The 25,377-nt window shown below is 34.9% G+C and carries 21 protein-coding genes and 2 riboswitches; of the genes, 17 read left to right on the top strand and 4 right to left on the bottom strand.

From position 1 onward, the window contains the following. Nucleotides 1-129 precede the first annotated feature (129 nt). The 5 genes from NiCM35_RS24770 to NiCM35_RS24750 all read left to right on the top strand — a co-directional run bounded on the left by NiCM35_RS24770 (nucleotide 130) and on the right by NiCM35_RS24750 (nucleotide 7,816). On the top strand, nucleotides 130-1,083 hold the full coding sequence (locus tag NiCM35_RS24770) for an AAA family ATPase (RefSeq protein WP_095333047.1): 954 nt from the start codon (nucleotides 130-132) through the stop codon (nucleotides 1,081-1,083). Beyond that, nucleotides 1,083-2,288: a DUF58 domain-containing protein gene (locus NiCM35_RS24765; RefSeq protein ID WP_123258830.1), complete on the top strand. Its 1,206-nt coding sequence runs from the start codon at nucleotides 1,083-1,085 to the stop codon at nucleotides 2,286-2,288. Before NiCM35_RS24770 ends, NiCM35_RS24765 begins: the two co-directional genes overlap by 1 nt. After that, nucleotides 2,289-4,523, top strand: coding sequence for a transglutaminase TgpA family protein (locus NiCM35_RS24760; RefSeq protein ID WP_163187721.1), 2,235 nt, complete (start codon nucleotides 2,289-2,291; stop codon nucleotides 4,521-4,523). A gap of 29 nt (nucleotides 4,524-4,552) precedes the next feature. Beyond that, a riboswitch (purine riboswitch) is annotated at nucleotides 4,553-4,654 on the top strand. A 228-nt stretch (nucleotides 4,655-4,882) separates the two neighbouring features. Further along, nucleotides 4,883-6,433: a glutamine-hydrolyzing GMP synthase gene (gene guaA, locus NiCM35_RS24755; protein ID WP_095333053.1), complete on the top strand. Its 1,551-nt coding sequence runs from the start codon at nucleotides 4,883-4,885 to the stop codon at nucleotides 6,431-6,433. A 420-nt stretch (nucleotides 6,434-6,853) separates the two neighbouring features. After that, nucleotides 6,854-7,816: an Abi family protein gene (locus NiCM35_RS24750; RefSeq protein ID WP_326138974.1), complete on the top strand. Its 963-nt coding sequence runs from the start codon at nucleotides 6,854-6,856 to the stop codon at nucleotides 7,814-7,816. A gap of 224 nt (nucleotides 7,817-8,040) precedes the next feature. On the opposite strand, the gene NiCM35_RS24745 is transcribed toward NiCM35_RS24750, so the two are convergent. Continuing rightward, on the bottom strand, nucleotides 8,041-8,535 hold the full coding sequence (locus tag NiCM35_RS24745) for a hypothetical protein (RefSeq protein WP_326138975.1): 495 nt from the start codon (nucleotides 8,533-8,535) through the stop codon (nucleotides 8,041-8,043). A gap of 221 nt (nucleotides 8,536-8,756) precedes the next feature. Here NiCM35_RS24745 and NiCM35_RS24740 point away from each other — a divergent pair, with 221 nt between their 5' ends. The 8 genes from NiCM35_RS24740 (at nucleotide 8,757) to NiCM35_RS24705 (ending at nucleotide 14,362) form a co-directional block, all read left to right on the top strand. Further along, nucleotides 8,757-8,963, top strand: coding sequence for a hypothetical protein (locus tag NiCM35_RS24740; protein ID WP_326138976.1), 207 nt, complete (start codon nucleotides 8,757-8,759; stop codon nucleotides 8,961-8,963). 76 nt (nucleotides 8,964-9,039) lie between these two features. Further along, nucleotides 9,040-9,402: a hypothetical protein gene (locus NiCM35_RS24735; protein ID WP_326138977.1), complete on the top strand. Its 363-nt coding sequence runs from the start codon at nucleotides 9,040-9,042 to the stop codon at nucleotides 9,400-9,402. Between the two features lie 17 nt (nucleotides 9,403-9,419). Beyond that, nucleotides 9,420-10,808 (top strand): FtsK/SpoIIIE domain-containing protein, encoded by a 1,389-nt coding sequence (locus NiCM35_RS24730; protein ID WP_433780846.1) that lies wholly within the window; start codon nucleotides 9,420-9,422, stop codon nucleotides 10,806-10,808. A gap of 309 nt (nucleotides 10,809-11,117) precedes the next feature. Then, the gene (locus NiCM35_RS24725) at nucleotides 11,118-11,621 is read left to right on the top strand and encodes a peptidase (protein WP_084990958.1); all 504 of its coding nucleotides are present in this window, start codon (nucleotides 11,118-11,120) and stop codon (nucleotides 11,619-11,621) included. Beyond that, nucleotides 11,602-12,630, top strand: coding sequence for a replication initiation factor domain-containing protein (locus NiCM35_RS24720; RefSeq protein ID WP_084990905.1), 1,029 nt, complete (start codon nucleotides 11,602-11,604; stop codon nucleotides 12,628-12,630). Before NiCM35_RS24725 ends, NiCM35_RS24720 begins: the two co-directional genes overlap by 20 nt. Nucleotides 12,631-12,650: 20 nt before the next feature. Beyond that, nucleotides 12,651-12,857 carry a DUF3173 domain-containing protein gene (locus tag NiCM35_RS24715; RefSeq protein WP_084990903.1) on the top strand — a complete coding sequence of 69 codons (207 nt, stop codon included), beginning with the start codon at nucleotides 12,651-12,653 and terminating at the stop codon, nucleotides 12,855-12,857. Then, the gene (locus NiCM35_RS24710) at nucleotides 12,854-14,164 is read left to right on the top strand and encodes a tyrosine-type recombinase/integrase (RefSeq protein WP_326138979.1); all 1,311 of its coding nucleotides are present in this window, start codon (nucleotides 12,854-12,856) and stop codon (nucleotides 14,162-14,164) included. The genes NiCM35_RS24715 and NiCM35_RS24710 overlap by 4 nt, the downstream gene beginning before the upstream one ends. 3 nt (nucleotides 14,165-14,167) lie before the next feature. After that, nucleotides 14,168-14,362, top strand: coding sequence for a hypothetical protein (locus NiCM35_RS24705; protein ID WP_326138980.1), 195 nt, complete (start codon nucleotides 14,168-14,170; stop codon nucleotides 14,360-14,362). A gap of 357 nt (nucleotides 14,363-14,719) precedes the next feature. Here the strand turns inward: NiCM35_RS24705 and NiCM35_RS24700 are convergent, their stop codons facing one another. The 3 genes from NiCM35_RS24700 to NiCM35_RS24690 all read right to left on the bottom strand — a co-directional run bounded on the left by NiCM35_RS24700 (nucleotide 14,720) and on the right by NiCM35_RS24690 (nucleotide 17,207). Next, on the bottom strand, nucleotides 14,720-15,481 hold the full coding sequence (locus NiCM35_RS24700) for a sulfite exporter TauE/SafE family protein (RefSeq protein ID WP_433780845.1): 762 nt from the start codon (nucleotides 15,479-15,481) through the stop codon (nucleotides 14,720-14,722). A 262-nt stretch (nucleotides 15,482-15,743) separates the two neighbouring features. Further along, nucleotides 15,744-16,565, bottom strand: coding sequence for a pyruvate, water dikinase regulatory protein (locus NiCM35_RS24695; RefSeq protein ID WP_123260026.1), 822 nt, complete (start codon nucleotides 16,563-16,565; stop codon nucleotides 15,744-15,746). Nucleotides 16,566-16,577: 12 nt separating this feature from the next. After that, nucleotides 16,578-17,207 (bottom strand): CBS domain-containing protein, encoded by a 630-nt coding sequence (locus NiCM35_RS24690; RefSeq protein ID WP_095333060.1) that lies wholly within the window; start codon nucleotides 17,205-17,207, stop codon nucleotides 16,578-16,580. 191 nt (nucleotides 17,208-17,398) lie between these two features. Here NiCM35_RS24690 and ppdK point away from each other — a divergent pair, with 191 nt between their 5' ends. The 4 genes from ppdK to ptsG all read left to right on the top strand — a co-directional run bounded on the left by ppdK (nucleotide 17,399) and on the right by ptsG (nucleotide 24,954). Beyond that, nucleotides 17,399-20,008 carry a pyruvate, phosphate dikinase gene (gene ppdK / locus NiCM35_RS24685; protein WP_371472883.1) on the top strand — a complete coding sequence of 870 codons (2,610 nt, stop codon included), beginning with the start codon at nucleotides 17,399-17,401 and terminating at the stop codon, nucleotides 20,006-20,008. Nucleotides 20,009-20,101: 93 nt separating this feature from the next. Continuing rightward, nucleotides 20,102-20,204: riboswitch (purine riboswitch) on the top strand. Nucleotides 20,205-20,345: 141 nt separating this feature from the next. Beyond that, nucleotides 20,346-21,674: an NCS2 family permease gene (locus NiCM35_RS24680; RefSeq protein ID WP_095333064.1), complete on the top strand. Its 1,329-nt coding sequence runs from the start codon at nucleotides 20,346-20,348 to the stop codon at nucleotides 21,672-21,674. Nucleotides 21,675-21,854: 180 nt separating this feature from the next. Beyond that, the gene (gene glcT, locus NiCM35_RS24675; RefSeq protein ID WP_095333066.1) at nucleotides 21,855-22,697 is read left to right on the top strand and encodes a glucose PTS transporter transcription antiterminator GlcT; all 843 of its coding nucleotides are present in this window, start codon (nucleotides 21,855-21,857) and stop codon (nucleotides 22,695-22,697) included. Nucleotides 22,698-22,884: 187 nt separating this feature from the next. Continuing rightward, the gene (gene ptsG, locus NiCM35_RS24670; protein ID WP_095333068.1) at nucleotides 22,885-24,954 is read left to right on the top strand and encodes a glucose-specific PTS transporter subunit IIBC; all 2,070 of its coding nucleotides are present in this window, start codon (nucleotides 22,885-22,887) and stop codon (nucleotides 24,952-24,954) included. The last annotated feature ends 423 nt before the right edge of the window (nucleotides 24,955-25,377 follow it).

Below are 25,377 nucleotides of genomic sequence, written 5' to 3'. Positions count from 1 at the left end.
GCTAGATATAGAAGCTAGATGAAAAGAATCGATTGGTTACTAGTAAGAAAATGATTGCTTAGTTGAAAGATAGGGTCGTAACAATCACATAAACTAGCAAGTTACTAGAAATGCAACAGGAGGAGAAGAATGGCAGGAAATCATAGTTTGGTAATTAACAGAATAATCGGTAATATCGAAAAGGTGATGATTGGGAAAAGGGATGTAGCAGAACTGAGTTTAATTGCTTTGCTTGCCCAAGGGCATGTTTTATTGGAAGATGTTCCAGGAGTTGGGAAAACAATGATGGTGCGAGCTTTAGCGAAATCAGTGGGAGCTAATTTTCGTAGAATTCAATTCACTCCAGACCTCTTACCTTCTGATGTAACGGGAGTGTCTATTTATAACCCGAAAGAGCTAGAATTTCAATTCGTGCCAGGACCAATCATGGGAAATATTATTCTAGCTGATGAAATAAATCGGACATCTCCAAAGACTCAGTCAGCTCTTTTGGAAGCGATGGAGGAAAGTAGTGTAACGATTGATGGTGTGACACATCAGTTACAAAAGCCATTCTTTGTTATGGCAACCCAGAACCCAATTGAATATGAAGGAACCTATCCTCTACCAGAAGCACAATTAGATCGCTTCTTATTGAAAATGAATATGGGATATCCAACTGTAGAAGAAGAAATAGAAGTGTTAACTAGAGTCCAAGTAGCAGCGCCAATTGAAAAATTAGAGTCAGTTGTTAGCTTAGATGAGTTACTTACTCTTCAAAATGAAGTAAGACAAGTGTATGTGGATGAGACGATTAAAAAATACATTGTGGAACTCGCTACTGCAACAAGAGAAAATGCGAGTGTTTATCTAGGGGTCAGTCCGAGGGGTTCCATTGCATTAATGAGAGCATCACAAAGCTATGCCTTTATTCAAGGAAGAGATTATGTCATCCCAGATGATGTGCAATTCTTAGTAAAAGCTGTTTTTGCTCATCGAATGATTTTAAAATCAGAAACAAAGTTCGATGGGATAACAGCAGAAGAAATTATTAATCGAATTATTGGGCAAGTATCTGTCCCGGTACAAAGGTTAGTGAAGTAATGAAAAGATCTTTGCAAAAATTAAATCGGATTTGGAAATTAATTTTGCTATTTTTATTAATAGTGATGGTATTTTCCTATGCTATGTTTCAAGGTGGGTTTGTAAGCTGGTTTTTATTTTATAGTTTTTTACCATTTGCTTTATATGGTCTTTTTATTGCAGTCTATCCAATGCGGGATTGGCAAGTGAAACGAAAGATTTTGAAATATGAATATAGTGCGAAAGAAGAAATGCATGTAGAAATTGAATTAACGAGAAACTCTTTTTTTCCTGTTTTTTATATGGTGGTGAGAGATTCCTTTAGTTCCACAGTGGGGCAGAAAATAGAAGAAAAGAGAATGCTAATGCCTGGATTAAAGCGGAGACTACGCTTTAATTATACAGTGAAGGAGTTGCCAAGAGGAGAGCATGTATTTGATCAAATCTGTCTCCAATTAGGCGACCCTTTAGGTCTGATTGAGAAGGAGAAGGTCTATATTCAAGTAGAACGGATTCTAGTGTATCCTCCTATTGAAGAAATGATATATAAACCGCTGGAAAATCACTATGAGCAGGGAATGACTTCATCGAAGGAGCGAGTGCAGCGAGATACGACAATGGCAGTTGGTGTGAGAGAGTATCAGCCAGGTGACCGCTTTTCATGGATTAACTGGAAAGCAAGTGCAAGGCGCAATAATATGATGACAAAGGAATTTGAACAAAAGCAGTCGCATGACATTATGATTGTGATGGATTGCCAAGAAAATAAAAGAATGGAAACGACAGTGTCTTTCACCGCTTCTATCATTCGAGCTATTTTAAAAAAAGGTGCGCAAGTAGGCTTATTATCGGTAGATACGGATCGTAAAATTTTTCCAATAAGAGGAGGGGAAAGTCACCAACAATACCTTCTCCATCATTTAGCGAAAGTACGTACTACAAAGGAAATCACATTAGCAGAGGTTTTAGATAATGAAAGTAGTCAATTGCCCCCACAGGCCACTATCATGTTAATTACTTCCCAAGTAACGAGAGAACTTATAGATAAAGCTGGGTGGTTGGCAAGTAAAAGATATAATATTGTGATATTTACCATCACGGGACAAAAGGAAGGTTTATCTAATGAAGAAAGAACATTAAGTGCATTTGCTGGAAAAAAGGGCATTCGAATCATTCCTGTTTCTAAGGGGAGATTTAAAGAGGCTCTTGGAGAGGGGGTGGCATAAATGGGAACACCCTATAGCAAACAACATATCACAATTGCCAATTTTTTATTATATATTTTAGGTTTTTTATTAATTTGTGAATGGCTCGGACCGTTGGAAGCATTAACGAATACAGAGAATGTGATTGTTTTTCACTTATTTCTTGCGTTATCTTTATTGTTAGCCTTTTTCCGGACACCGAGCTGGGTAAGCGGCACATTAAAGACTGTTTATATTATATTTATTCTTCAATATTTATATTATGAGGAATCATTTTTTACTTTTCAATGGATTCAACCTTTTGCAGCCGAATTTATCGATAATTTAGCATTGGTATTTAATACAAAGTGGCCGGAAATGACAAATATGTTTAAAAGCAGTCTCTGTTTCATTTTATTATGGCTGATGGCGTATTTAATTGATTATTGGCTAATTAAGCGAAGAAAGATTTTTACATTCTTTTTGCTGACAATTATTTATATTACCGTATTAGATACTTTTACGATTTATAGTGCTGATGCGGCAATTATTCGTACGGTAATCATAGGTTTTACAGCAATGGGCATGTTAACATTCTTTCGATTAAGTGATAAAGAAGGAGCTAGAAATACTAACAGTTCGATCGTAAAATGGATGATTCCTTTACTTTTATTCGTAATTGGAAGTGCTGGGATTGGCTACTTATCACCAAAGGCAGATCCTATTTGGCCAGATCCTGTTCCTTTTATCCAGACAATGGGGGATAAAGGAGGAGAAGAGGACGGAGATATTCCAGGAAGCGGTGTTCATCGAGTTGGTTATAGTGTCGATGATTCGAGGTTAGGGGGAGACTTTATTGGTGATTCTTCCTTGGTCTTTGTTGCGGAGGTAGAAGAGCCTCATTATTGGAAGGTAGAAACGAAAGATACTTATACCGGAAAAGGCTGGGTCCAATCAGAGGAATCTTTAAAATTAAATCGGGACAACTTTGAAGTATTAGATCAAGGTGGCGAAATTCCTTTTGTCTCTTTTGTAGAAGGGGAAAATGTGAAGCGGACAGAGTCTGAAAGCACCGTGCAATTTACCAATGGCTTTTCTTATTTACTATACCCATTAGGGGTAAAAGAAGTATCTGCTGCTAATTCGTTCATGGAAATTGAAAGTGGGAATGAACGTGGTGTTTTTAATGGATATGTAGAAAGTTACTCGGTTAAATTTGATGTGCCGGAATACAGTCTAAATGCGTTAACAACAGCTGATATGGAAGACTTTATAAGAAATAATCCAGACATGGTGAAACGCTACCTTCAGCTTCCCGATTCATTGCCGCAAAGAGTGAAAGATCTTGCTGTTGATATAACGAAAAATGATGAAAATCTATTTGCAAAGGTACGTGCGATAGAAACTTATTTCTCCTCTAATGGTTTTGCTTATAGTCAAAATAATGTTGCAGTCCCGAATGAGGAAGAGGATTATGTGGATCAATTCTTATTTGAAACAAAGCTGGGTTATTGTGATAACTATTCGACTTCTATGGTTACCCTGCTGCGTTCTATTGGGATTCCCTCAAGATGGGTTAAAGGTTTTACAGAGGGAGAATTTGTAGAAGCGGACGGGGATATTCGCCGCTATGAGGTTACAAATAATAATGCACATTCATGGGTAGAGGTTTATTTTCCAGAAGTAGGCTGGGTTTCCTTTGAGCCAACGCAAGGATTCTCTAATGCGAATACGTATATTAATGATGTGGAAAGCAATCGAAATACTGAGAATAATGAAACACAAACACCAGAGGAAAAGGCACAACAGCCAAAAACGCCAGAACAAAAACCAGAAACTCCAGAGCAAACAATAGAGCAAGCATCACCATCTACAGAAGGATGGGAAAGTTATAAAACTACTGCTAAAGAAAATTGGCAGTGGGTCACTATAGTTCTAGTAATCATCATTACAGCAGGATTAGCAGCCTATAAATTTCGCTATAAATGGCTTCCTTATTATTACATTTGGAAATTCCGAAATACAACAGAGGAAGCTAATTTTCCAAAAGCTTATATGGTGCTGCTGCATCTACTAGAGATAGCCGGACTCCGCAAGAAGGAAGAAATTACCTTAAGAGAGTATGCAAAGCAAATAGATCATATTTATTCAAGTGAAGAAATGAGCCAATTGACTGCTAAATATGAGGAATATCTGTATAAAGGTTATATACAAAAAGAGACTTGGGAAGATGTGAAAGAATTGTGGGAAAATTTAATTAAAAAAACAACAGCTTGACCATCGATTCGACATGTTGTTACAATATTCACATCTATATATAATTCCTTCATATATCCTCGATGATATGGTTCGAGAGTCTCTACCGGGTCGCCTTAAATGATCTGACTATGAAGGCAGATAAGTCTTTGATTTATTTAGCTTTTATGAAGAAGACTAGAATTCTGCCTTCGTTTTTATTTGAGGCGGATTCTAGTCTTTTTTTGTTGGTATTTTATAAAAGGTGGTTGTTTTCTTTCGAAATCAGCTTTTTTGTAAAAAACAAAATCTGATTAAGAGAAAAAGATAAGCATGAATAATGAAGGTATTTGGAAATAGTAAGAAGAGAAATTCAAATAGAGTAGTTGGGGTGAATAGGAATGGGGAAAGCGCATATAGAAGGTCAGGAAATGATCGTTGTCCTAGATTTTGGTAGTCAATATAATCAATTGATTACAAGAAGAATTAGAGAATTTGGAGTATATAGTGAGTTGCATCCACATACCATTACAGCTGAAGAGATTAAGGAATTAAACCCTTCTGGAATCATTTTTTCAGGCGGACCTAATAGTGTATATGATGAAAATGCATTTGGCGTAGATGAAAAAATATTCGATTTAGAACTTCCTATTTTTGGCATTTGTTATGGAATGCAATTGATGACCCAGCATTTTGCCGGAAAAGTGGAAAAAGCAAAGCATCGTGAATATGGAAAAGCAGCAATTAATATTGAAAACAACTCTAAGTTATTCACTGACCTTCCAACAGAACAAATTGTTTGGATGAGCCATGGTGATTTAGTGGTCGAAGCTCCTGCTGGATTTACAATTGATGCAACAAGCGCTTCTTGTCCGATTGCTTCGATGAGTAATGAAGAAAAAGGATTATATGCTGTTCAATTCCACCCAGAAGTACGTCACTCTGTATATGGAAATGAATTATTGAAAAACTTTGTATTCGGTGTTTGTGGCTGCAAAGGTGACTGGTCAATGGAGAACTTCATTGAAATTGAAATGGAAAAAATTCGCCAGACAGTCGGCGACAAGAAAGTTCTTTGCGCCTTAAGTGGTGGAGTAGATTCTTCTGTTGTTGCTGTGTTGATTCATAAAGCTATTGGCGATCAATTAACCTGTATATTTGTAGACCATGGACTTCTTCGCAAAGGCGAAGCGGAAGGGGTAATGAAAACTTTCACAGAAGGCTTTAACATGAATGTCATTAAAGTAGATGCGAAAGAACGTTTTATGTCTAAGTTAGAAGGTGTAAGTGACCCTGAGAAAAAACGAAAAATTATCGGAAATGAATTCATCTATGTGTTTGATGATGAAGCAGCAAAATTAGAAGGAATTGATTTCTTAGCACAAGGTACTCTTTACACAGATATTATTGAAAGTGGTACAGCTACTGCACAAACCATTAAGTCCCATCATAATGTAGGCGGACTTCCTGAAGACATGCAATTCCAATTAATTGAACCTTTAAATACGCTATTTAAAGATGAAGTACGTGCTTTAGGTTCTGAATTAGGAATAGCTGATGATATTGTGTGGAGACAGCCATTCCCGGGCCCAGGTTTAGGGATTCGTGTATTAGGAGCTATTACAGAAGAAAAACTAGAAATCGTCCGTGAATCAGATGCCATTTTACGCGAAGAAATTAAAAAAGCTGGCTTAGAACGCGATGTATGGCAATACTTTACTGTCCTTCCTGATATCCGCAGTGTTGGAGTTATGGGAGATGCACGTACGTATGATTATACAATCGGTATTCGCGCAGTTACTTCTATCGATGGAATGACATCTGACTGGGCAAGACTGCCATGGGATGTACTAGAAGTGATTTCGACAAGAATCGTTAATGAAGTAGCCCATATTAACCGCGTCGTGTATGACATTACTAGTAAGCCGCCTGCGACGATTGAGTGGGAATAAGTTCATTAAATAAATTGATTGGTGGAAGCTTATTCAAGTGCTTTCTACATTAATTAAACTGTAAAAAAGGTTTGAAAATAAATAGTTTCCCACCAAAAGCCCCCCCAATTTTCTTTGGGAGGGCTTTTTATTTTTGGAAGAGAATAAAATGGAAATCCCTAAATATTATCTGTTTTAAACTTTGAGTAAACTATTAAAAAATTTTTAAAAACAATGTATATGTTAATTGGAATAGCACATATTGTATTAATGTAAGCTTTGTATCGTGTTTTATAGCTAAATGTAGTAATTTGAAAAACAAATAAATTCCCACTATCTCCCTGTCATCTTGACGGGAAGGTTAGCATATAATATAATGATCATAAGTGATCGGGCCCATGTTCCTTACGAGGACTGGGCTGTTTTTATGGGGTGAATTAATTGAAACCGTTTAAAACACACAGACAACAGATATCAATACTGAGAGACAGAGGCTTAATAATAAACGATGGTTCTAAAGCTATGCGTATATTAGAACGTGAAAATTATTATGGTTTAATAAATGGATACAAACAACCTTTTTTAAAAGTGGACTCGGCCGGGAAATTTCTTTATCCTGATGAATATAAACCGGGCGTAACAATTGAAGAGATTTATGAGTTGTATTCATTCGATAGAGACTTAAGAAACATTCTACTTGAGTACATATTGAAATTTGAGACAAGTATTAAATCTGAAGTTTCGTATAGATTTTCTCAAGCATACAAAAGTCAAAACTCATACCTTGAAATTAAAAATTATTCTCGTGATGCTAGTAAATTGAAAGACGTACTGGGTGTTATGGCAACACTTTCTGGCATTATATCCAAACATGGTAAGAGAAGGACATCTATAAAGCACTATCTAGATCAACATGATGGGGTTCCTTTATGGGTGCTTGTAAATTATCTTACATTTGGAAATATCCAATTTTTCTACTTATGCATTAACACTTCTGTACAAAACAAGATTGTTAAAGATTATGCCATTAATTTTAAAAGAGATTACGGCAATTCGATTCATTTTACTCCTGATATGTTGGAGAGTATATTGAAAACATTAAACTTCTTTAGAAATGTTTGTGCACATGAGGAAAGATTGTATAATTATACTATTCACAATCCTTCAAAAAGTACAGGTATTTCGACAGCATTAAGTATTCCGACCACACTATTAAATCAAGGTAACTTATTTTCAGCTGTAGCAGCTCTGAAATTAGTCTTACCTAAAAAAGAACACAAAGAGCTATTACGAAAACTAAAAAAAATCTTTGCTTTTTATTCAGCAAAGATTTGTTCAACAAGTATGAATGATATTTTAGTAGCAATGGGTTTTGATAGTACTTGGGAAACTTACTTTAACTAAATATGAATTTTTAATTGAGGCCACATTGTTGTGGCCTTTTTAGTTAATTCTTAAATATATATAATAAAACTTGGTTAAATTATTTCTTTTTATTTTTTGGAACAGAAATAGCGGTATCAACTACATAATCATTTTACCAAAAAGCCCCCAAAAAAATTTTTGGGGGCTTTTTATTTCTGAATCAGTAAATGAGGTTATTAGCGAAATATTAGGGAATAACTTTGTTAGGTTTTTGAATACGTACTATTGTTTGAAAAGGTGAATTTTTCTTTCAGTGGTTCGAAATATGCTCCGATTTCAATGCCTTTATTTTCATAAGCCTGAAATAATTCGTCTACATCTTGGGAAAGATAAGAATAATGCTTTTTATTGGATAGATTAGCAATTAAATTCATATCTACAAAAACTCTATTCATTCTATTTTCAGCTATTCTTCTGAACTTATTATTTTGTTCATCGTCATCATTTTTGTTTTCTTTACTTGAAAAAGAGAATTCTTTGCTTAATATAATCTCACTACTAGAACTATTTTCAAATAAACTGCGTATCTCAGTTCCTTTATTTTGATAAGCATTGAAAAGTTCGTCTATTTCTTGTTGTGAATAAGAATAGTGTTTTTTGTTTGAAAGATTAGCAATTAAGTTCATATTTGTAAAAATCCTATTCATTCTTGTTTCTGCAATTCTTCGAAATTTTTCTAGTCGAGTTTCTTTTTCCATAAATCCCCCTCCATGTACTTTTAAATACAACCTTAAATAATGTCTTTAGCCCATATTAATATAAAAATTATAAAATATCAAATTAATTGAGGTTTTTTCTTTACGTTGTCAATTGATTATGTTAAACTCAAATCAACCCAAATAAACTAATATATTATAAAATAATATATTTTATGGGGTTTTGTTATAGTGTATGTTTTTGTTGGTGGGGAGGTGAGTTTGTGCGCAATAGAGAAAAGTCTTTACGATTGATGAAAAAGAGATTAGAGAATGCTGATTTTATACTAAATCAAGTTTCTAATTTATCAACAGCTCGCTATTCATATACAAATGAAGAATTAGATTCTATTATTTCAGCAATTGAGTCTAAAAGTTCCTATGTTGCTGAGTGTTTCAAACGTCGCAAAAATTTAAATAAAAAATCATGAATTTCCTTCATTGATTTAACGACTATTTAAAGAGTAGTTAACTAGTTACTCTATATTTAAAAATTTGGAGGGGAAAATGAAAAACATAATCAAATTGTTAAACAAATTGATCTTTGAAACAGCTGTAATTCTCCTACCTTTTACAGTTGTTTATTTGATGATGGGGAATTGGTTGTCCGGGTTTACGGATTTTGGTAGATCTTATGTGTTTCCATCTGATGTAACTGATTTTCGTGAAGTTTATGGGACAGGAGTAAAGTATGGCTGGATAGAGTTTGATACCTTTGGTCAAGGTTTTAAAAATTACAGTTTTGATGTTTCCTATGTATTTTGGGGCGGATTAGTATCTGCAATTCTTCTAGTTTTAATTGGCAAGCTAATTCATGTGGTCCTTGTAAAATTATTAATGAATCGAGTAAATATAAAAAATAGAACTTGAAAGGGCGTTAGTAATCCGTGAAGCTAGAGGCACTAAAGAATATCCTTAGTAGAAGGCAGAGTGAATGGCATCATGTTGTTTTTCCGCGCAGGAAAATGAATTTATTAAAATATCTCCTTGGAGTATTCATTTTTGTGCTGACAGCTTTTTGTGGAATGGTGTCTAATGCTATTCCTCCACTAATAATTAATATTCCTGTGGTGTATCGCTCAGTCAGTTTTAATGGTTTCGTTAATCTAATCATCATCATTTTTTGGACGGTATCCATTTATAAAAGTATAAGGCTCTATTTTAACTTTGTTAAGAATCCTAAATCATGGATTGCGAATAATTTAGCTTATATGATTGATACTTTGAAATTATATGACGAGGAATACTTTGAATCTATTAAAAACGATAAAGTTGTTAGGGAAAAGAGAATTGTCAGAGTAATCCGCATCCAATATAGGGAAACAAGTAGGCATGTGGTCGTAAGAATTTTACGTGATGGTGACAGGTTTACCAAAGAAGCAACGAAACTAGGAGAGAATTTAGAAGCTGCTTTAGGTTTGGAACTAGACTCCACCAATAAGTCAGTAGATTATGCTGAATATGTATTTTTAAAGCATAAAGATGAACGTATAGATTTAAATTCTACTGTAACTAACGTAAATGATTCAGATGAAATCAAAATAACTGGCAATATATCTTATGAGCTTCATAAGGTTCCCCATTCTCTCATTGTAGGAGGTACTGGATCGGGCAAGTCTTTCTTTATATTAGGTAAAATTGTTAATTATCTGAAGTTGACTCCGCAAGCTGATTTGCGAATTATAGACCCTAAAAAAGCTGATTTGAGTCTGTTTAGATTTGTTACTGGATTTGAAAATAAAGTTGCAACAGATGCCAACCAAATATGTCGAATTCTTAGAGAAACTGTTGAATTGATGGAACGAAGATATACGGAGTATTTTAATGATATATCAGCTTTCGGAAAAACGTATCGAGACTTCAATTTGCCTGTCGTTATTGTGATATTTGATGAATTCTCAGCTTTTATGCATTCAGTTGATAAGAAAATTGCTAAAGAAGCATTAGATTATGTATTTACTCTAGTAATGAAAGGTAGACAAGCAGGAGTAATGATCGAGATCCTTATGCAACGTCCATCGGCAGATGATCTACCTACAAATATAAGGGCACAAATGGGGTTTAAAGCTGGGTTAGGTGCTATGGATTCCATTGGCTATAATATGATATTTGATACGAAAAACGTTGAATATAAGACTGTCACAGAAAAAGGTGGAGGTTACATACAACTAGATGGCAAACACACTTCTCCAGTTTATTTCGAAACGCCTTATATAGACAAAAATTTTGATTTTATAGCAGAAATAGAAAAACTAATGAGTCAAAGAGCAAATTAAATGTTTAATGCTATTCTTGTTAAACAGCTACAGCCAACATTGACCGTCACTTTTTGTGAAGGTTTGAGGCGGTGGCAGAGCCATCCGAACGGAGTGGTCGAAAACGTTCAGAAAAAGTGATGGCCAGTTGAGCGATTTTTGCTCAACATGAATCGAAAAAAGGGTCGCACCCGTTGAGTAACACGGGTGATTCTCCCTCAGCGGAAATCGTGGGAAACTTTGGGGCTCTAGGCATGAAGAGCTGTCGGAAATCCCGAGACTGGGGACTAACTTACTATAAAGTTTTTGTTGAAAAAGGAGCTAAAAAACATGGCAAAATTAATCTTGAAATCTTCAAAGCTGATCTCTTTAAACGATTCAGAAAATATCGATTTAGGTGAGTTGCATTTTGATATTTCACAATTCAAAGTTCCCTCAGCTATGGTAGTGCAGAAAGATGATTTTACATCTAGAGTGGCAAGAGAGAGAAATGCAAATGGTGAACTCGTAGAAACTGGAGAGTATACTATTACTTTCAAAGTCTATGACAGAAATTTTATAGAAATGGTCTTGGGGAATGGTAGTACAGAAATTGGTTCTCCTATCACTGTAGTAGTTGAAAAACAAGATAGCTTACCTATCTTTGATAATTATGAAGATGGTGAATTTATTCCTATCACTTTTAAAGGACTTAATGTGAAACCACGAAAGGTTCAAAAGAAATCTTTTGTGGGACAAGGAAAACCTATGGTAGATACATGGCAATATTCCGAAATAAAAATTGAGGCTGACAGTTATACTATTGGAGAAGTCAATGAGCCGAAAGCTAAGTAATCAGTGTTTAATTGATTATTTGCGATTTTCAATTCCAAATAGCGATTTTACGATAATTGCTAATGAAATATTAGGAATCCCTATCTCCGAATTCTCTTCGGAGGTTAAGGGATCACCTTACCCCACTTATGACGAATCTATAAGTTTTGCAAATATTAAACTTCATTCATCTAAAAATCATAGCAGTATTCTTGTAGATATGTCAGGACAAGCCTGTCGGCAATATGAAGAATATATGTCCAGGGTAGATGGGTGGCACTGGCATGGATTCATTTCATTTATTTTAGATAGGCAAGGTAAAATAACAAGAATTGACCTCGCTTTAGATATTTTTGATGATTCAACACCAAGCGTTAAAGTATTACAAGACTATATAAAACGAGGGCAGTTGAGTACAAAAAGTCACAAATTCATTGAAATCAACAGTGGTAGAATACTTGATGGAAAATTGACAGGTTTTTCATTGTATATTGGCTCATCTCCTCAAATATTGAGAATTTATGATAAGAAACAGGAAAGAAAAGATAATACTGATGAGGTTGTAAATGTTGAAAAGTGGGTAAGGTGGGAACTTGAGTTGACTGACGGAAAGGCTATGCAAGTAGGCTTTCATATGACTGGTGGAAAGCCTCTTAGTGTTATAGTCAAAGGAATTTTGTCAGCTCACTATTGTTTCAAAACTCAGCCTAAAAAAGCTAGTGATTTTCATAATAAAAATAGGTTGCCAACTATGAAATGGTGGCAAAAATTTATAGATGGCATTGAAACGATACCTTTAAAAGTAACTCGTGACAAGATCACTTTAAAGAAAAAGAAAGGCTGGATTGAAAAGTCTACCGTAAAATCAATCAGTATGGTTTATGAGTCATTTGCTAGATTGTATGGGGAAGAATATGCTGATCTCTATTTGAAAGAGTTAATACATATGGGGAAAGGAAAAATCACTGAATCTGACCAAACATTAATCGAGCAACGTGTATTAGAACTTATGAGCGAAGATGAATATTAGCGTGGAAAGGGAGTGTTGTAATGGGTACAACAATATGTAAAGATGATCTAATTAAACTGGGATATAAAAAATATCAAGCTATTTCACTAATTAGGCAAGCAAAAGCAATCATGGTGCAAAAAGGTTGTCCTTATTATAACAACAAAAGACTGGGGAGAGTTCCTAGAGACGTGGTTGAATCAATTTTAGGAGTGTCTCTTATAAAAGAAATGAGCAACTCCCAATGAAAAATAAAACGCAACAAACAACGAAGTATCCTGGTGTATATGTTGATGATAAAGGAAATTACTTTTATCAATCAGAATTTGGTATTGATCGGGTTACAGGAAAACGAATACGAAAAAAAGGAAGAAAAGACGTTAATGGCAAACCCTTTTCTTCCGCCTTCGAAGCTAACAAAGAGTTAACTCGTTTAAAAAGAGAATATCATAAAGTCAACAGTTACGCTAACTATAAAATGACTTACGAGCAATTTATGAATAATGTGTATATACCGTACTATCAAACAGACGTTGAAGAAAGTACATTCTCTGTTAAGCAAAGAATTTTGGAAAAGATAAGGGATAGATTTGCTTCTATCCCCCTTCGTTCTATTTCAGTTGAGGACGTGCAAAATTTTCGTACGTGGTTATTAACAAGTCAAAAAAATGGCGGAGCTGGGTATGCTCAGTCTTATGCTAGTCTAATTTTTGGGGTGTTTCGCAAAAGCTTGGATAAAGCTGTGGAAATGCAATATTTGGAGCATAATATTTCGAAAAAAGTTAAAGCAATCCCAAAAGGAAAAGCAATTGTACCCTATTGGACCAAGCTAGAATTTGAAAAAGTGATAAATCAAATCTATATTGGTGATTTTTATGAACATTTGAATTTCGTTATGTTGTGGGTCTATTATATGTCAGGGATTCGTGTGAATGAAGGAACAGCTTTATACTGGAATGACATTGATTTAACAAAGAAACGTATACGAGTTCATCATATGCTTATTATGAAAAACAGAACGGATTGGAAACGAAATTCATATACAAAAACAGAAGATGGAAAGAGAATAATTGCGCTTGATGATGACACTGTAAAAATTTTAAAAGATTGGAAAGATAGACAAACAGAAGTTGGTTTAGGTAAGGAAAATAATTTTGTCTTTAGTTATGATGGGTTACCGATGATTAAATCAACGATAGCTCGAATTATTGCACGTTATTCTAAGCTTGCAGGAGTAAAAAAGATACAAGCTAAAGGGTTGCGGCATTCCCATGCTTCATACCTTATTAATGAATTTAACGTTTCGGTTCTTGTTCTATCTCAACGTATGGGGCATTCAAGTCCAGAAATCACTTTAAAACATTATGCTCATATGTGGAGTGGTGCTGATACTGCAATTGCTGATGCAATGACTGGAAATATTGAAATCAAAACTGCTGAACGAACAAAAATCAAATTTAATGGAAATCAAGCATTAAATAAGGTTAACGTAAGAGGTGAAACGGCTATAAAGGAGCAGAAGGAACTTTATAATCATTTGTCTAAGGAGCATTGAGATATGGCTAGTACATATAAGCTTTCACTTAAAAATGGTGAAATAGTGGTGTTTACATCAAACATGAACGAACAGGAAATAGACAGATTACCACAGTTTGCTAACCAGCATGATTTTTTTAGCTATTTTAAAGAAAAAGGCATCATACTTCATGGAATCGTTAAACCACCATTGGTGAATGGCGAGGAAAAAGAGTAGTATCCCACCGAGAACCCCACCAAATTAATTTATACAGTTGAGAAACCTAGAATTTTAAAGGGTTTTTGGATACACTATATACAATTGAGTGGGAATAAGAATACATTTGAAGAGGGAACACCGATTTATAAGGATTTAACCTTGTAAAAAATGATCAATTACTATATAAAATAATATGGTTCCCTACCAAAAACCCTACCAAGAAACAATTTTGGTAGGGAATTTTGTTTTTTCATTGAATTTTGGTAGGGAACATTTTCTGAGATAACTTGGTTATATTATAATAAATATCTCTATGTATAATGTTATTCCATAATTAGCTTGTAATCATCATAATGACCACAATAAACAGCAGAATTAAGTATATTTTGGAAAAAGTTTGTCAGATAACTTTTGAGCCCAAGATCTTCCAATAGGTACGCCAACAAAACCACCGATTGTAAACCCGATTAGCGCAGGTAAGTATATAAACCCTAGAGTGGATGAAGGCATTGTATCTATCTGTATTCCTGTAATTAAATAAGTAAGGGCTCCAACGATAGCAATTGGCAGACCTAATGGGGTAGCCAGAGCTACAGAGTGTATCATACGCATACCTCTATTTCTAAGGTAAGGAATTGTCATGGTACTTCCGCCAATACCTAACAAGGTCGAAAGAAATCCAATGCCTATTCCAATAAAAGATGCTGAACTTTGCTTAGGTATATGAAATGATTGTTCATCAATCTCTCTGGTGAATGATTTTTTGAAAATGTTTGAAACCAAAACGTAAATTAAGAGACCAATGAACGCAAACCTAAGGAAATCGCTATCAATATAGACTGCAAGCATACCACCTATTAAAGAACCTATTGCAATATACCCTACTAATAGTTTGAAGACTGACCATGTCACATTGCCTTTTTTCGCATGATTATATGTTGAATTGAATGAATTTATAATCATAACTGCTAATGATGTACCAATAGCTGTATGCATTAAATATTCGCTTGGAATAGAATCTGGTAAAAATGCAAATAGGATAGGAACTACTACGAATCCACCCCCAAAGCCAAACATACTTGATAGAATTCCAATAATAACACCAATTAATGCAAACATTAAAAATGATAATTCCACTAAAAATCATCTCTCTTTACTTATATTAATTAAAAATTGTTCTTAGAATCAATATAATGTTAGCATACTACAAAGAGAAGTTGGGCTAATTCAAGCTGTTTGTCATTCATTGAATTTCTTAAGAAAAGAAGGTGGAAATATAGAGGAATAAGAATAAGTGCTGGTATGCAATATTGTTTTATCGGAAAAAACGGATCATTATTTCATGTAATTGAATAATCGAGAATGCGTTGATTCAAAAAGAAGTAAGTATCCACCGGCTCTACCAGTGGATACTTACTTCTTTTAGATGTTTTTCTACTAGATAAGCTGTTTCCTCAATTGATTTATCTGTTACATCAATAACATAGGCATTATGCTTTTTAAATACTTGTTTTGAATACTCTAGCTCTTCATAAATTCTTTCTAAATTTGTATAACTAGATGAGTGACTCAATCCTAAAGAATCTAAGCGATTACTTCTGATTCTGGATAGTTTTTCTGGATTACAAATCAAGCCGATTATCTTCCGCCCCTCTAGCTTCTCTAATATGGTAGGTAAGGGGACTTCAGGTATAAGTGGTAAATTTGATACTTTATAACCTTTATTGGCTAAATACATACTCAAAGGAGTCTTGGAAGTACGGGAAACACCGAGTATTACAGCATCGGATTGAAGAAATCCTTGCGGGTTCTTTCCATCATCATATTTTACTGCAAATTCGATTGCTGCTATTTTATTAAAATATTCTGTATCTAACTTATGTACAATACCAGGTTCTTCTATGGGGGTATAACCTGTTTTAGATTTAATAATCTCAAAAAAGGGATTCATTAAATCCAAGTAATGTAACTTTGTTCGCTTACTGAAGTCTTTAGCAACATTAGCTAAATGGTTATCAACTAATGTGCTAACTACTACTGCATCATCTTTTAACGCGTCATTTAATATATCAACTAACTCTTCTTCTTTGTTAACAAAAGAAAAACGGTAGCTGTTGTTGAATACCAAATCTGGAAATTGAGCAGTTACAGCTGCTAATAATTTTTGTGAAGTTTCTCCTATTGAATCGGAAATGGTATATACAATGATTTCATTTTTCATAAAAAATCTCCTCTATTCATTTAATTCTGCCTTTCTTGCCTGTTGAATAATGAAATTTAATATTCTGGTTTTAGTGATTTTTCCAATCACTTTTCTTTCATTTTCATCATCCACAACAGGTAATGAGTCCACCTCAAAATCTTGAAGAATACTTGCCGCTTCTAAGATATCCATGTCTTTTTTACAAACTTTAATATGAGGTACGCGAGTCATACAGACCGCTACAGGTGTCTGATCTATATTCGTATTTAATGAGGCTCTTAATAGGTCCTTTCTTGATAAAACCCCTAATAGAAGCTTTTCTTCTCCAGTGACATATAATGAACCTACATCATACATAAATAAAGTTGTTATAGCATCTCGAATGGAAGTATCTTGATTAACCATTAACGGCGGCATCATTATCTCATTTACTTTTGTATTGAAAGTTTTAAAAAAGAAAAATTTCTCTAAATCTGATCCCGAATAGGTGTACCCAATTTTGGGGGTAGCTTGTAAGATTCCAACAAGCGTTAAAAAAGATAAATCTGATCGCAGGGTGGCTCTTGATACATCCAACAAATCAGACACCTTTTCTCCACTTACAGGTTGATATTCTTTGACTATTTTAATAATTTTTTCTTGTCTTTCACTTAGTTTCATTATTATCTCCCGAAAAATAGATAGTTTAAATAGATAATAGGATTATCATCATTATGGCTCTATTATACATCGATAATTTAATTATTCAACTTTAATATGTGTGTTATTTTTAATATTGACAACTATATATGTATCATATTAAAGTGTAAATAAAGTTAATGTGATACATATTTAAAATATGGAGGTAGACGATGGCAAAGTTGATTTATTTTTTCGAGGAAGGAAGTAGTGAAGATAAAGGATTATTAGGCGGCAAAGGGGCAAATTTAGCTGAAATGACTCGTTTAGGGTTACCGGTGCCAGCAGGATTTACGATCACAACGGAAAGCTGCATGAAGTATCTGGGAGAACCTTCTTTTTTTGAAAGCTGGTTAAAAGAGGATATTTTGGAAGCGGTTATAAAATTGGAGACAGAGACGAAAAAATCCTTTACAGGCGAGGAAAATATTTTATTAGTTTCTGTAAGAAGTGGTGCAGCATTTTCTATGCCAGGTATGATGGATACGATTCTTAACTTAGGATTAAATGATCTACGAGTTCAATCTTTAGCTCAATTAACTAGTATAGATTTTGCATTTGATTGTTATCGAAGATTATTGCAAATGTTTGGTGATGTAGTTTATGGCATACATAAGGATAAATTTAATATACGACTCCGAAAAATGGAAAAACAACTTAGTAAAACAGTTTCAGAATTTCAAGAAAGGGACCATTTGCAATTAATCGAGTCTTTTAAAGAGCTATATATGGAAAACAATAGGGTTTTTCCACAAAATCCAATAGATCAATTATTTGAAGCTACTAAAGCTGTTTTTAAATCATGGAATAATCATCGAGCAAAGGTTTATCGTGAATTACATGAAATTCCTCATCATTTAGGAACAGCAGTAAATATTCAATCAATGGTTTTTGGGAATAGCGGAAATGAAAGCGGTACAGGTGTTGTGTTTACAAGGAATCCCTCCACTGGCGAAAATAAATTGTTTGGTGAATTTTTGCTAAATGCTCAAGGGGAAGATGTGGTAGCGGGTATCCGTACACCAGAATCTATCGAATCATTACAACAAATCCTTCCGAAAGCATATGCAGATTTTAAAAGATATGCCAATATACTGGAACAGCATTATAAAGATATGCAAGATATTGAATTCACGATTGAAAAAGGGGAATTATTTATTCTGCAGACAAGAAACGGAAAGAGGACGGCTAAAGCGACACTGCAAATTGCAGTAGATTTAGTTAAGGAAGGATTAATTACAAAGAGTGAAGCTTTATTACGTATTTCACCTGGAACGATTGATCAGTTGATCCATCCTATATTTGATCCACAGGCTATTCAAAACGTCGAATTACTGGCAGAAGGTTTACCGGCCAGTCCTGGCGCAGCTACTGGTGCCATTGTTTTTACTTCGGAAAAAGCAAAAGAATGTCATGCTCTTGGCCAGAAAGTAATTCTTGTGCGACAAGAAACTTCACCCGAAGATATTGAGGGAATGGTTGTCAGCGAGGCTATCGTTACAAGTCGAGGAGGAATGACTTCGCATGCAGCAGTTGTTGCCCGAGGAATGGGAACTTGCTGTATAACAGGATGTGAAGGATTAACTGTCAATGAAGAATTGAAAACAATTACATGTGGAGAAAGGATTTTGACTGAAGGCGACCTTCTCTCTGTAGATGGTACTGCTGGTAAATTGTACTTGGGCGAAGTCCCTACTGTTACAGCGGAAAACGACCAGAATTTACAGCTTCTTCTTTCTTGGGCTGATGCATATGCTGATTTACAAGTACGTGCGAATGCTGAGACAGTTCACGATTTAAAAACGGCTATTGAGTTTGGAGCAACTGGTATAGGATTAGCGAGAACGGAGCATATGTTTTTTGGTGAAGAACGAGTGCTGGAAATGCGCCGTTTGATATTAGCGGAGAATAAAGAAGAAATCAGAGATGCATTAGACAAATTGCAGGCCTTCCAACAAGAAGATTTTTACCAGATGTTTCAAGTTGTTGAAGATAAACGAATGGTCATTCGCTTATTAGATCCGCCTATGCATGAATTTCTGCCTCGTGACCTAAATGAGATGAAACAGTTAGCGGCAAAGTTAAATAAACATCCATCGATTGTTGAAGAACAAATTAAGAGGCTGCAAGAAACGAACCCAATGTTAGGCCATCGTGGCTGTCGTCTAGGAATAACTGAACCACAAATTTATCAGATGCAAGTAAGGGCTATCTTCCATAGCGCAATCCAGTTAACAAAAGAAGGCTATACTGTCTTTCCTGAAATTATGATTCCGCTTGTGGCAGAAAAAGAAGAACTGGCCTATGTGAAGGCATTTTTAAAAGAAACAATTGAAAATATCTTTGTTAATCATCAAATGGAGCCTTTTCCGTATGAAATCGGAACAATGATTGAATTACCACGTGCCTGTATAATAGCCGATCAACTTGCTCAAGAAGCCGATTTTTTTAGTTTCGGTACAAATGATCTTACACAAATGACATATGGTTTTTCTAGAGATGATATTGGGAAATTTATTAATTCATATAAAGAGAAAAATGTTATGACGAATGATCCTTTTCAAACTCTCGATCAAAATGGAGTAGGGGAATTAATTAAATTAGCAGTAATGAAAGCACGACAGACTAAAGAAAACTTGATGATTGGTATTTGTGGAGAGGTTGGCGGAGATCCTAAATCGATAGCTTTCTTCCGGAATATTGGTATCGACTATGTTTCTTGTTCGCCATATCGTATTCCTGCTGCTCGCTTAGCCATTGCCCACGCAAGTATAAATAAATAAATATTTGTTAGAAAGCGAACGATTATTAACTTTTAATTATAATTGTTCGCTTTTTGTATTGACGAGTATTCGTCAAGCTGATAAACTGAATTTACAACTGAAAAAGATTTTACTCGTATAATATCGGGGAATACGGCCCGAAAGTTTCTACCGAGCTACCGTAAATAGCTTGACTACGAGGTAAGTGTATATATAGGGAATCGTAATGAAATCATTTTTATTTTATAAGTAATTTGCCCTTCCTATATAACACAAACCCTTAGTCAACGCTCCTTAATCGTAGGAGTGTTTTTTTGTTTTAGTAGATAATTAAAGCATTATGAGAGGGGAAAGATTAATGAAGAAGTTTTTCAAATTTGAAGAACTAGGCACAAATTACCGCAAAGAGTTTTTAGGTGGTTTCACTACATTCCTTGCGATGGCTTATATTTTAGCGGTAAATCCATTTACATTATCATTAGGGGATGTAGCTGATCTTCCTGATGCGCTGCGTATGGACTATGGAGCAGTGTTTGTTGCAACAGCTCTTGCTGCTGCTGTGGGTTCTCTTATTATGGGTATTTTCGCTAATTATCCTATTTCTTTAGCACCAGGATTAGGGTTAAATGCATATTTTGCTTATACCGTTGTTTTAACACAGGGACATCCATGGGAATATGCGTTAGCAGCAGTATTTATTTCAAGTGTATTTTTCTTATTGTTAACAATCTCTGGGCTTCGTGAGAAATTAATTAATGCTATTCCAGTAGAATTAAAGCTTGCGGTTGGCGCAGGTATAGGGCTATTTATAACGTTTATCGGATTGCAAAATTCTAAAATTATTGTTGATAACTCAGCGACACTTGTCCATATTGGTGATTTAACCAATCCAAGTACATTGCTAGCGATATTTGGTATTTTCATTACTATTATTCTTATGGTTAGAGGGATTCATGGCGGTGTATTCTATGGAATGATCATTACAGCAGTAGTCGGCATGATTTTCGGTGTAATTAATACTCCTTCTGCTGTGGTATCTGCTGTGCCAAGCATTAAACCAACATTTGGAGCGCTATTCTCTGCGCTTGGTGATCCAGGATTTTATACACAGAGCATGTTAGTGGTCGTTTTAACATTTTTATTTGTAGACTTCTTTGATAATGCGGGCACATTAGTTGCGGTTGCTAATCAAGCAGGACTTATGAAAGAGAATAAATTACCAAGAGCAGGAAAAGCGTTATTCGCAGATTCCATTGCTTCTATGGTAGGTTCTATATTCGGTACTTCTACCACAACTTCCTTTATAGAGTCTTCAGCAGGTGTAGCGGCTGGTGCTCGTACTGGGTTTGCGGCAGTAGTGACAGCTGGATTCTTCTTGCTATCCTTGTTCTTCTTCCCGCTATTGGAAGTAGTCACATCAGCAGTTACAACACCAGCTTTAGTAGTAGTAGGTATTTTGATGGTTTCGTCCCTAGGTAAAATTGATTGGACAAAGTTTGAAGTGGCTGTGCCGGCCTTCCTTACTATTGTTGCGATGCCTTTAACATACAGTATTGCAACAGGTATAGCGGTAGGATTTATTTTCTATCCAATCGTAATGATTGTTAAAGGTCGTATCAAAGAAATTAATCCAATTATGTACGTATTCTTTGTTATCTTTGCATTGTACTTTATCTTCTTGCAATAGTAGAAAGGGATTTGGAAATAAAAATAGTGTGAGATTTTATGAGTTTAAGAGAGTATATTTTCTTAGTAGGATGAGGATATCCATTTTTGGGTATCCTTTTTCTCATTTTTTCGTTGACTTACTATAAAGACTTTAATAACATTGAGTTACCGAGATGTCTGTCGAAGTGGGGAAATAAGTATGCCTAATTTACTAATAAAGAAAGCGCTGAATAATAATGTGCTCATTGGAGACCATCCAACCTATGGAGAAGTAGTGCTTATAGGAAAAGGTATAGGCTTTAATCAGAAAAGCGGGGATTATATTGATATTAGTGTTGTGGAAAAGTTATTTGTCTTAAAGGATGAAAAGGAGCAGAGCAATTATTTAAAGCTTCTTCCTCAAGTGGATAATGATTTATTAGATGTAATAGTATCATCTATTGAATTGATTAAAAACAAGACAAATGCAAAGTTGAACGAGCATATTCATATAGCGTTAACAGATCACATTATGTTCGCTTCCTCCAGAGTTTCGAACGGACTAGTATTAAATAATCCATTTTTGATTGAAACAAAGGCGTTGTACCCGTTTGAGTATTCAATAGCTGAAGAGGTTGTAAAATTAATCGGAGAACAATCAGGACTTCAATTACCAGTGGGTGAAATCGGTTTCATTGCTTTGCATATTCATAGTGCCATGATGAACAAAAATTTATCAGAAGTTAATCGGCATTCACAGTTAGTCACACATCTAGTGAATTTAATAGAAGATCAACTAGAAACGAAAATTGATAAAGATAGCATCGATTATATGCGCCTTGTTAGACATTTGCGTTTTGCGATTGAACGGGTCAATACAGGAGAAAAAGTAGAAGAACCAGAAAAAATAACATTGCTATTGAAGAATGAGTATCCCCTATGCTATAATCTTGCGTGGAAGCTCATAAAAGTAATGCAACAAGTACTTAAAAGGCCAGTCTTTGACGCAGAAGCGGTATATCTGACAATGCATTTACAAAGACTTCAGAAAAAAATTAAATAGGTATTATCTTATCAACGTGTTACTGATTCGATCAGGCATGAGTGAAAAAGATGGTTGAGTTAAATGTTTTAGGGTAACCTACCCTTGAAGGTTTTTTTCAATCTCTCTTTACTCATGCCTTTTTTGTTTTTTTACTCTTGATTGAGAAAGCTTTTTGAGCCGAAAAATAACTTAGGAGGATTATGAAATGTTTAAAAAGATTTTTGGTGTTTTACAGAAAGTCGGTAAAGCACTTATGCTCCCAGTAGCTATTCTTCCGGCTGCCGGTATCTTGCTTGCCTTTGGTAATGCACTGCAAAACCCAACACTTGTAGATATTGCGCCATTTTTAAATAATAGTGGGGTAGAGATGGTTGCATCTGTAATGGAGGATGCAGGGAACATTATATTTGGTAACCTTTCCTTACTATTTGCTGTCGGAGTTGCCGTTGGTCTAGCTGGCGGTGAAGGGGTTGCTGGTTTAGCGGCTATTATTGGATTCCTTATTATGAATGTTACAATGGGTACTGTTCTAGGCATTGATGCGAAGGACTTAAAAGGCAGTACAGAATATGCAGCTGTTTTAGGGATACCAACTCTTCAAACTGGTGTGTTTGGTGGCATTATTGTTGGTATTGTTGCTGCCTCGATGTATAATCGTTTCTTTGAAATTGAGTTACCATCCTATTTAGGATTCTTTGCTGGAAAACGATTTGTTCCAATTGCGACAGCTGCAAGTGCTGTTATTTTAGGCTTGATCATGATTATTATTTGGCCGCCAATACAACATGGATTAAATGTTTTCTCTGAGAACATGTTGGGTGCTAATTTAACTTTATCAGCATTTATTTTTGGTTTAATTGAAAGATCATTAATTCCATTTGGTTTACACCATATCTTCTATTCTCCTTTCTGGTTCGAATTTGGTAGTTATACTACGAAAGCAGGAACAATTGTAAAAGGTGACCAAGCTATCTTTATGAGCCAAATTAAAGATGGAGTTCAAAATTTAACGGCAGGTACATTTATGGTTGGTAAATTCCCATTTATGATGTTCGGGTTACCTGCAGCAGCTCTTGCAATTTATCATGAAGCACGTCCAGAGAAAAAGGCAATTGTTGGTGGATTAATGGGATCTGCAGCATTAACTTCTTTCTTAACTGGTATTACAGAACCACTGGAATTCTCATTCTTGTTTGTAGCTCCAATATTGTTTGGGATTCATGCTGTTTTTGCAGGTTTATCCTTTATGACAATGCATTTATTAAATGTAAAAGTAGGAATGACATTCTCTGGTGGTTTAATCGATTATGTGTTATTCGGTTTAATTAATCCACAAACAAATGCATGGATTATTATTCCAGTAGGTTTAGTGTTCGCGGTTATTTACTATTTTGGTTTCCGTTTTGCGATTCGTAAGTTCAATCTTAAAACACCTGGTAGAGAAGACGAGACAGAAGAAAGTGACAGTAGTTCAACAGGAGCAACTAGCGATCTTCCGTACGATGTGTTAGAAGCAATGGGTGGACAAAACAATATTGCCCATTTAGATGCGTGTATCACTCGTCTTCGTGTATCTGTTAATGATATTAAGTCTGTTGATAAAGATCGTTTGAAAAAACTCGGTGCTGCTGGAGTGCTTGAAGTAGGGAATAATATTCAAGCTATCTTTGGTCCTCGTTCAGAAACGATTAAAGGCCAGATGAGAGATATTATGAGTGGGAAAAGACCACGTCCTGCTGCACAACCATCTATGGATAAAGAAGTACAAGAGCAAATTGAAGAGGTAAATCCAAGTGCCATGCAAAGCAATATAACAAGTGAAGATTCATTTGTTGCTCCTATTAAAGGAGAATTGGTTCCTATTACAGATGTACCAGATGCAGTATTTGCAGGCAAAATGATGGGAGATGGTTTTGCGATTATTCCTTCTGAAGGAACAGTTGTTTCTCCAGTTGACGGAAAAATCGTTAACTTATTCCCAACGAAACATGCTCTTGGAATTTTGGCTGACAACGGTCGTGAAATTTTAATTCACTTTGGTATTGATACAGTTAAATTGAAAGGGGAAGGTTTTGAAACACTTGTGACTGAAAATGATCAAGTGAAACAAGGACAGCCTCTATTGAAAGTAAACCTTGACTACATTAAGGAAAATGCAACAGCAACAATTACTCCTGTTGTGTTTACGAACTTAGCTGAGGGTGAAGCTGTACAAATTAATAAACGTGGTAATGTAGAACTTAAAGAGGAAGGCGTAATAACTATTACTAAGTAATAGAATATATAGAAAAAACTCGGTCTCTTGATCGAGTTTTTTCTATATTATAATGAAGTTTTTTAACGAGAGGTATGATGTTAGAAATGATCATTTAGTTTAGATTTTATTCTTTTGGAATAATATATTCGAAGATGCTTAAGAGAGAGCGAGATGCTAGGATCGCGGGTGGTTTTTATTTTTTTAGTATTTATTTATATTTATTATTGACTAAACTGTGAAAAGTTGCTATTATATGAAAACAGCCTTGCTAATGCTATTGATTCATTTAAGTTGATAGTAAAATAAAAATTATATTAAAAAAGTAATTGACTTATTTAGCAAAGGTTGATATGATATAAAAGTTGCTTCTGATAGCAACGATAAATTGCTCTTTGAAAACTGAACAAACAAACGTCAACAATAATCGTTTTATAACTAGCA

Source organism: Niallia sp. M35, from assembly GCF_050971705.1.
Taxonomy (GTDB): domain Bacteria; phylum Bacillota; class Bacilli; order Bacillales; family Cytobacillaceae; genus Niallia; species Niallia circulans_A.
Note: the sequence above shows the minus strand (reverse complement) of the source record. Positions and strands in the feature narration are given on the sequence as shown.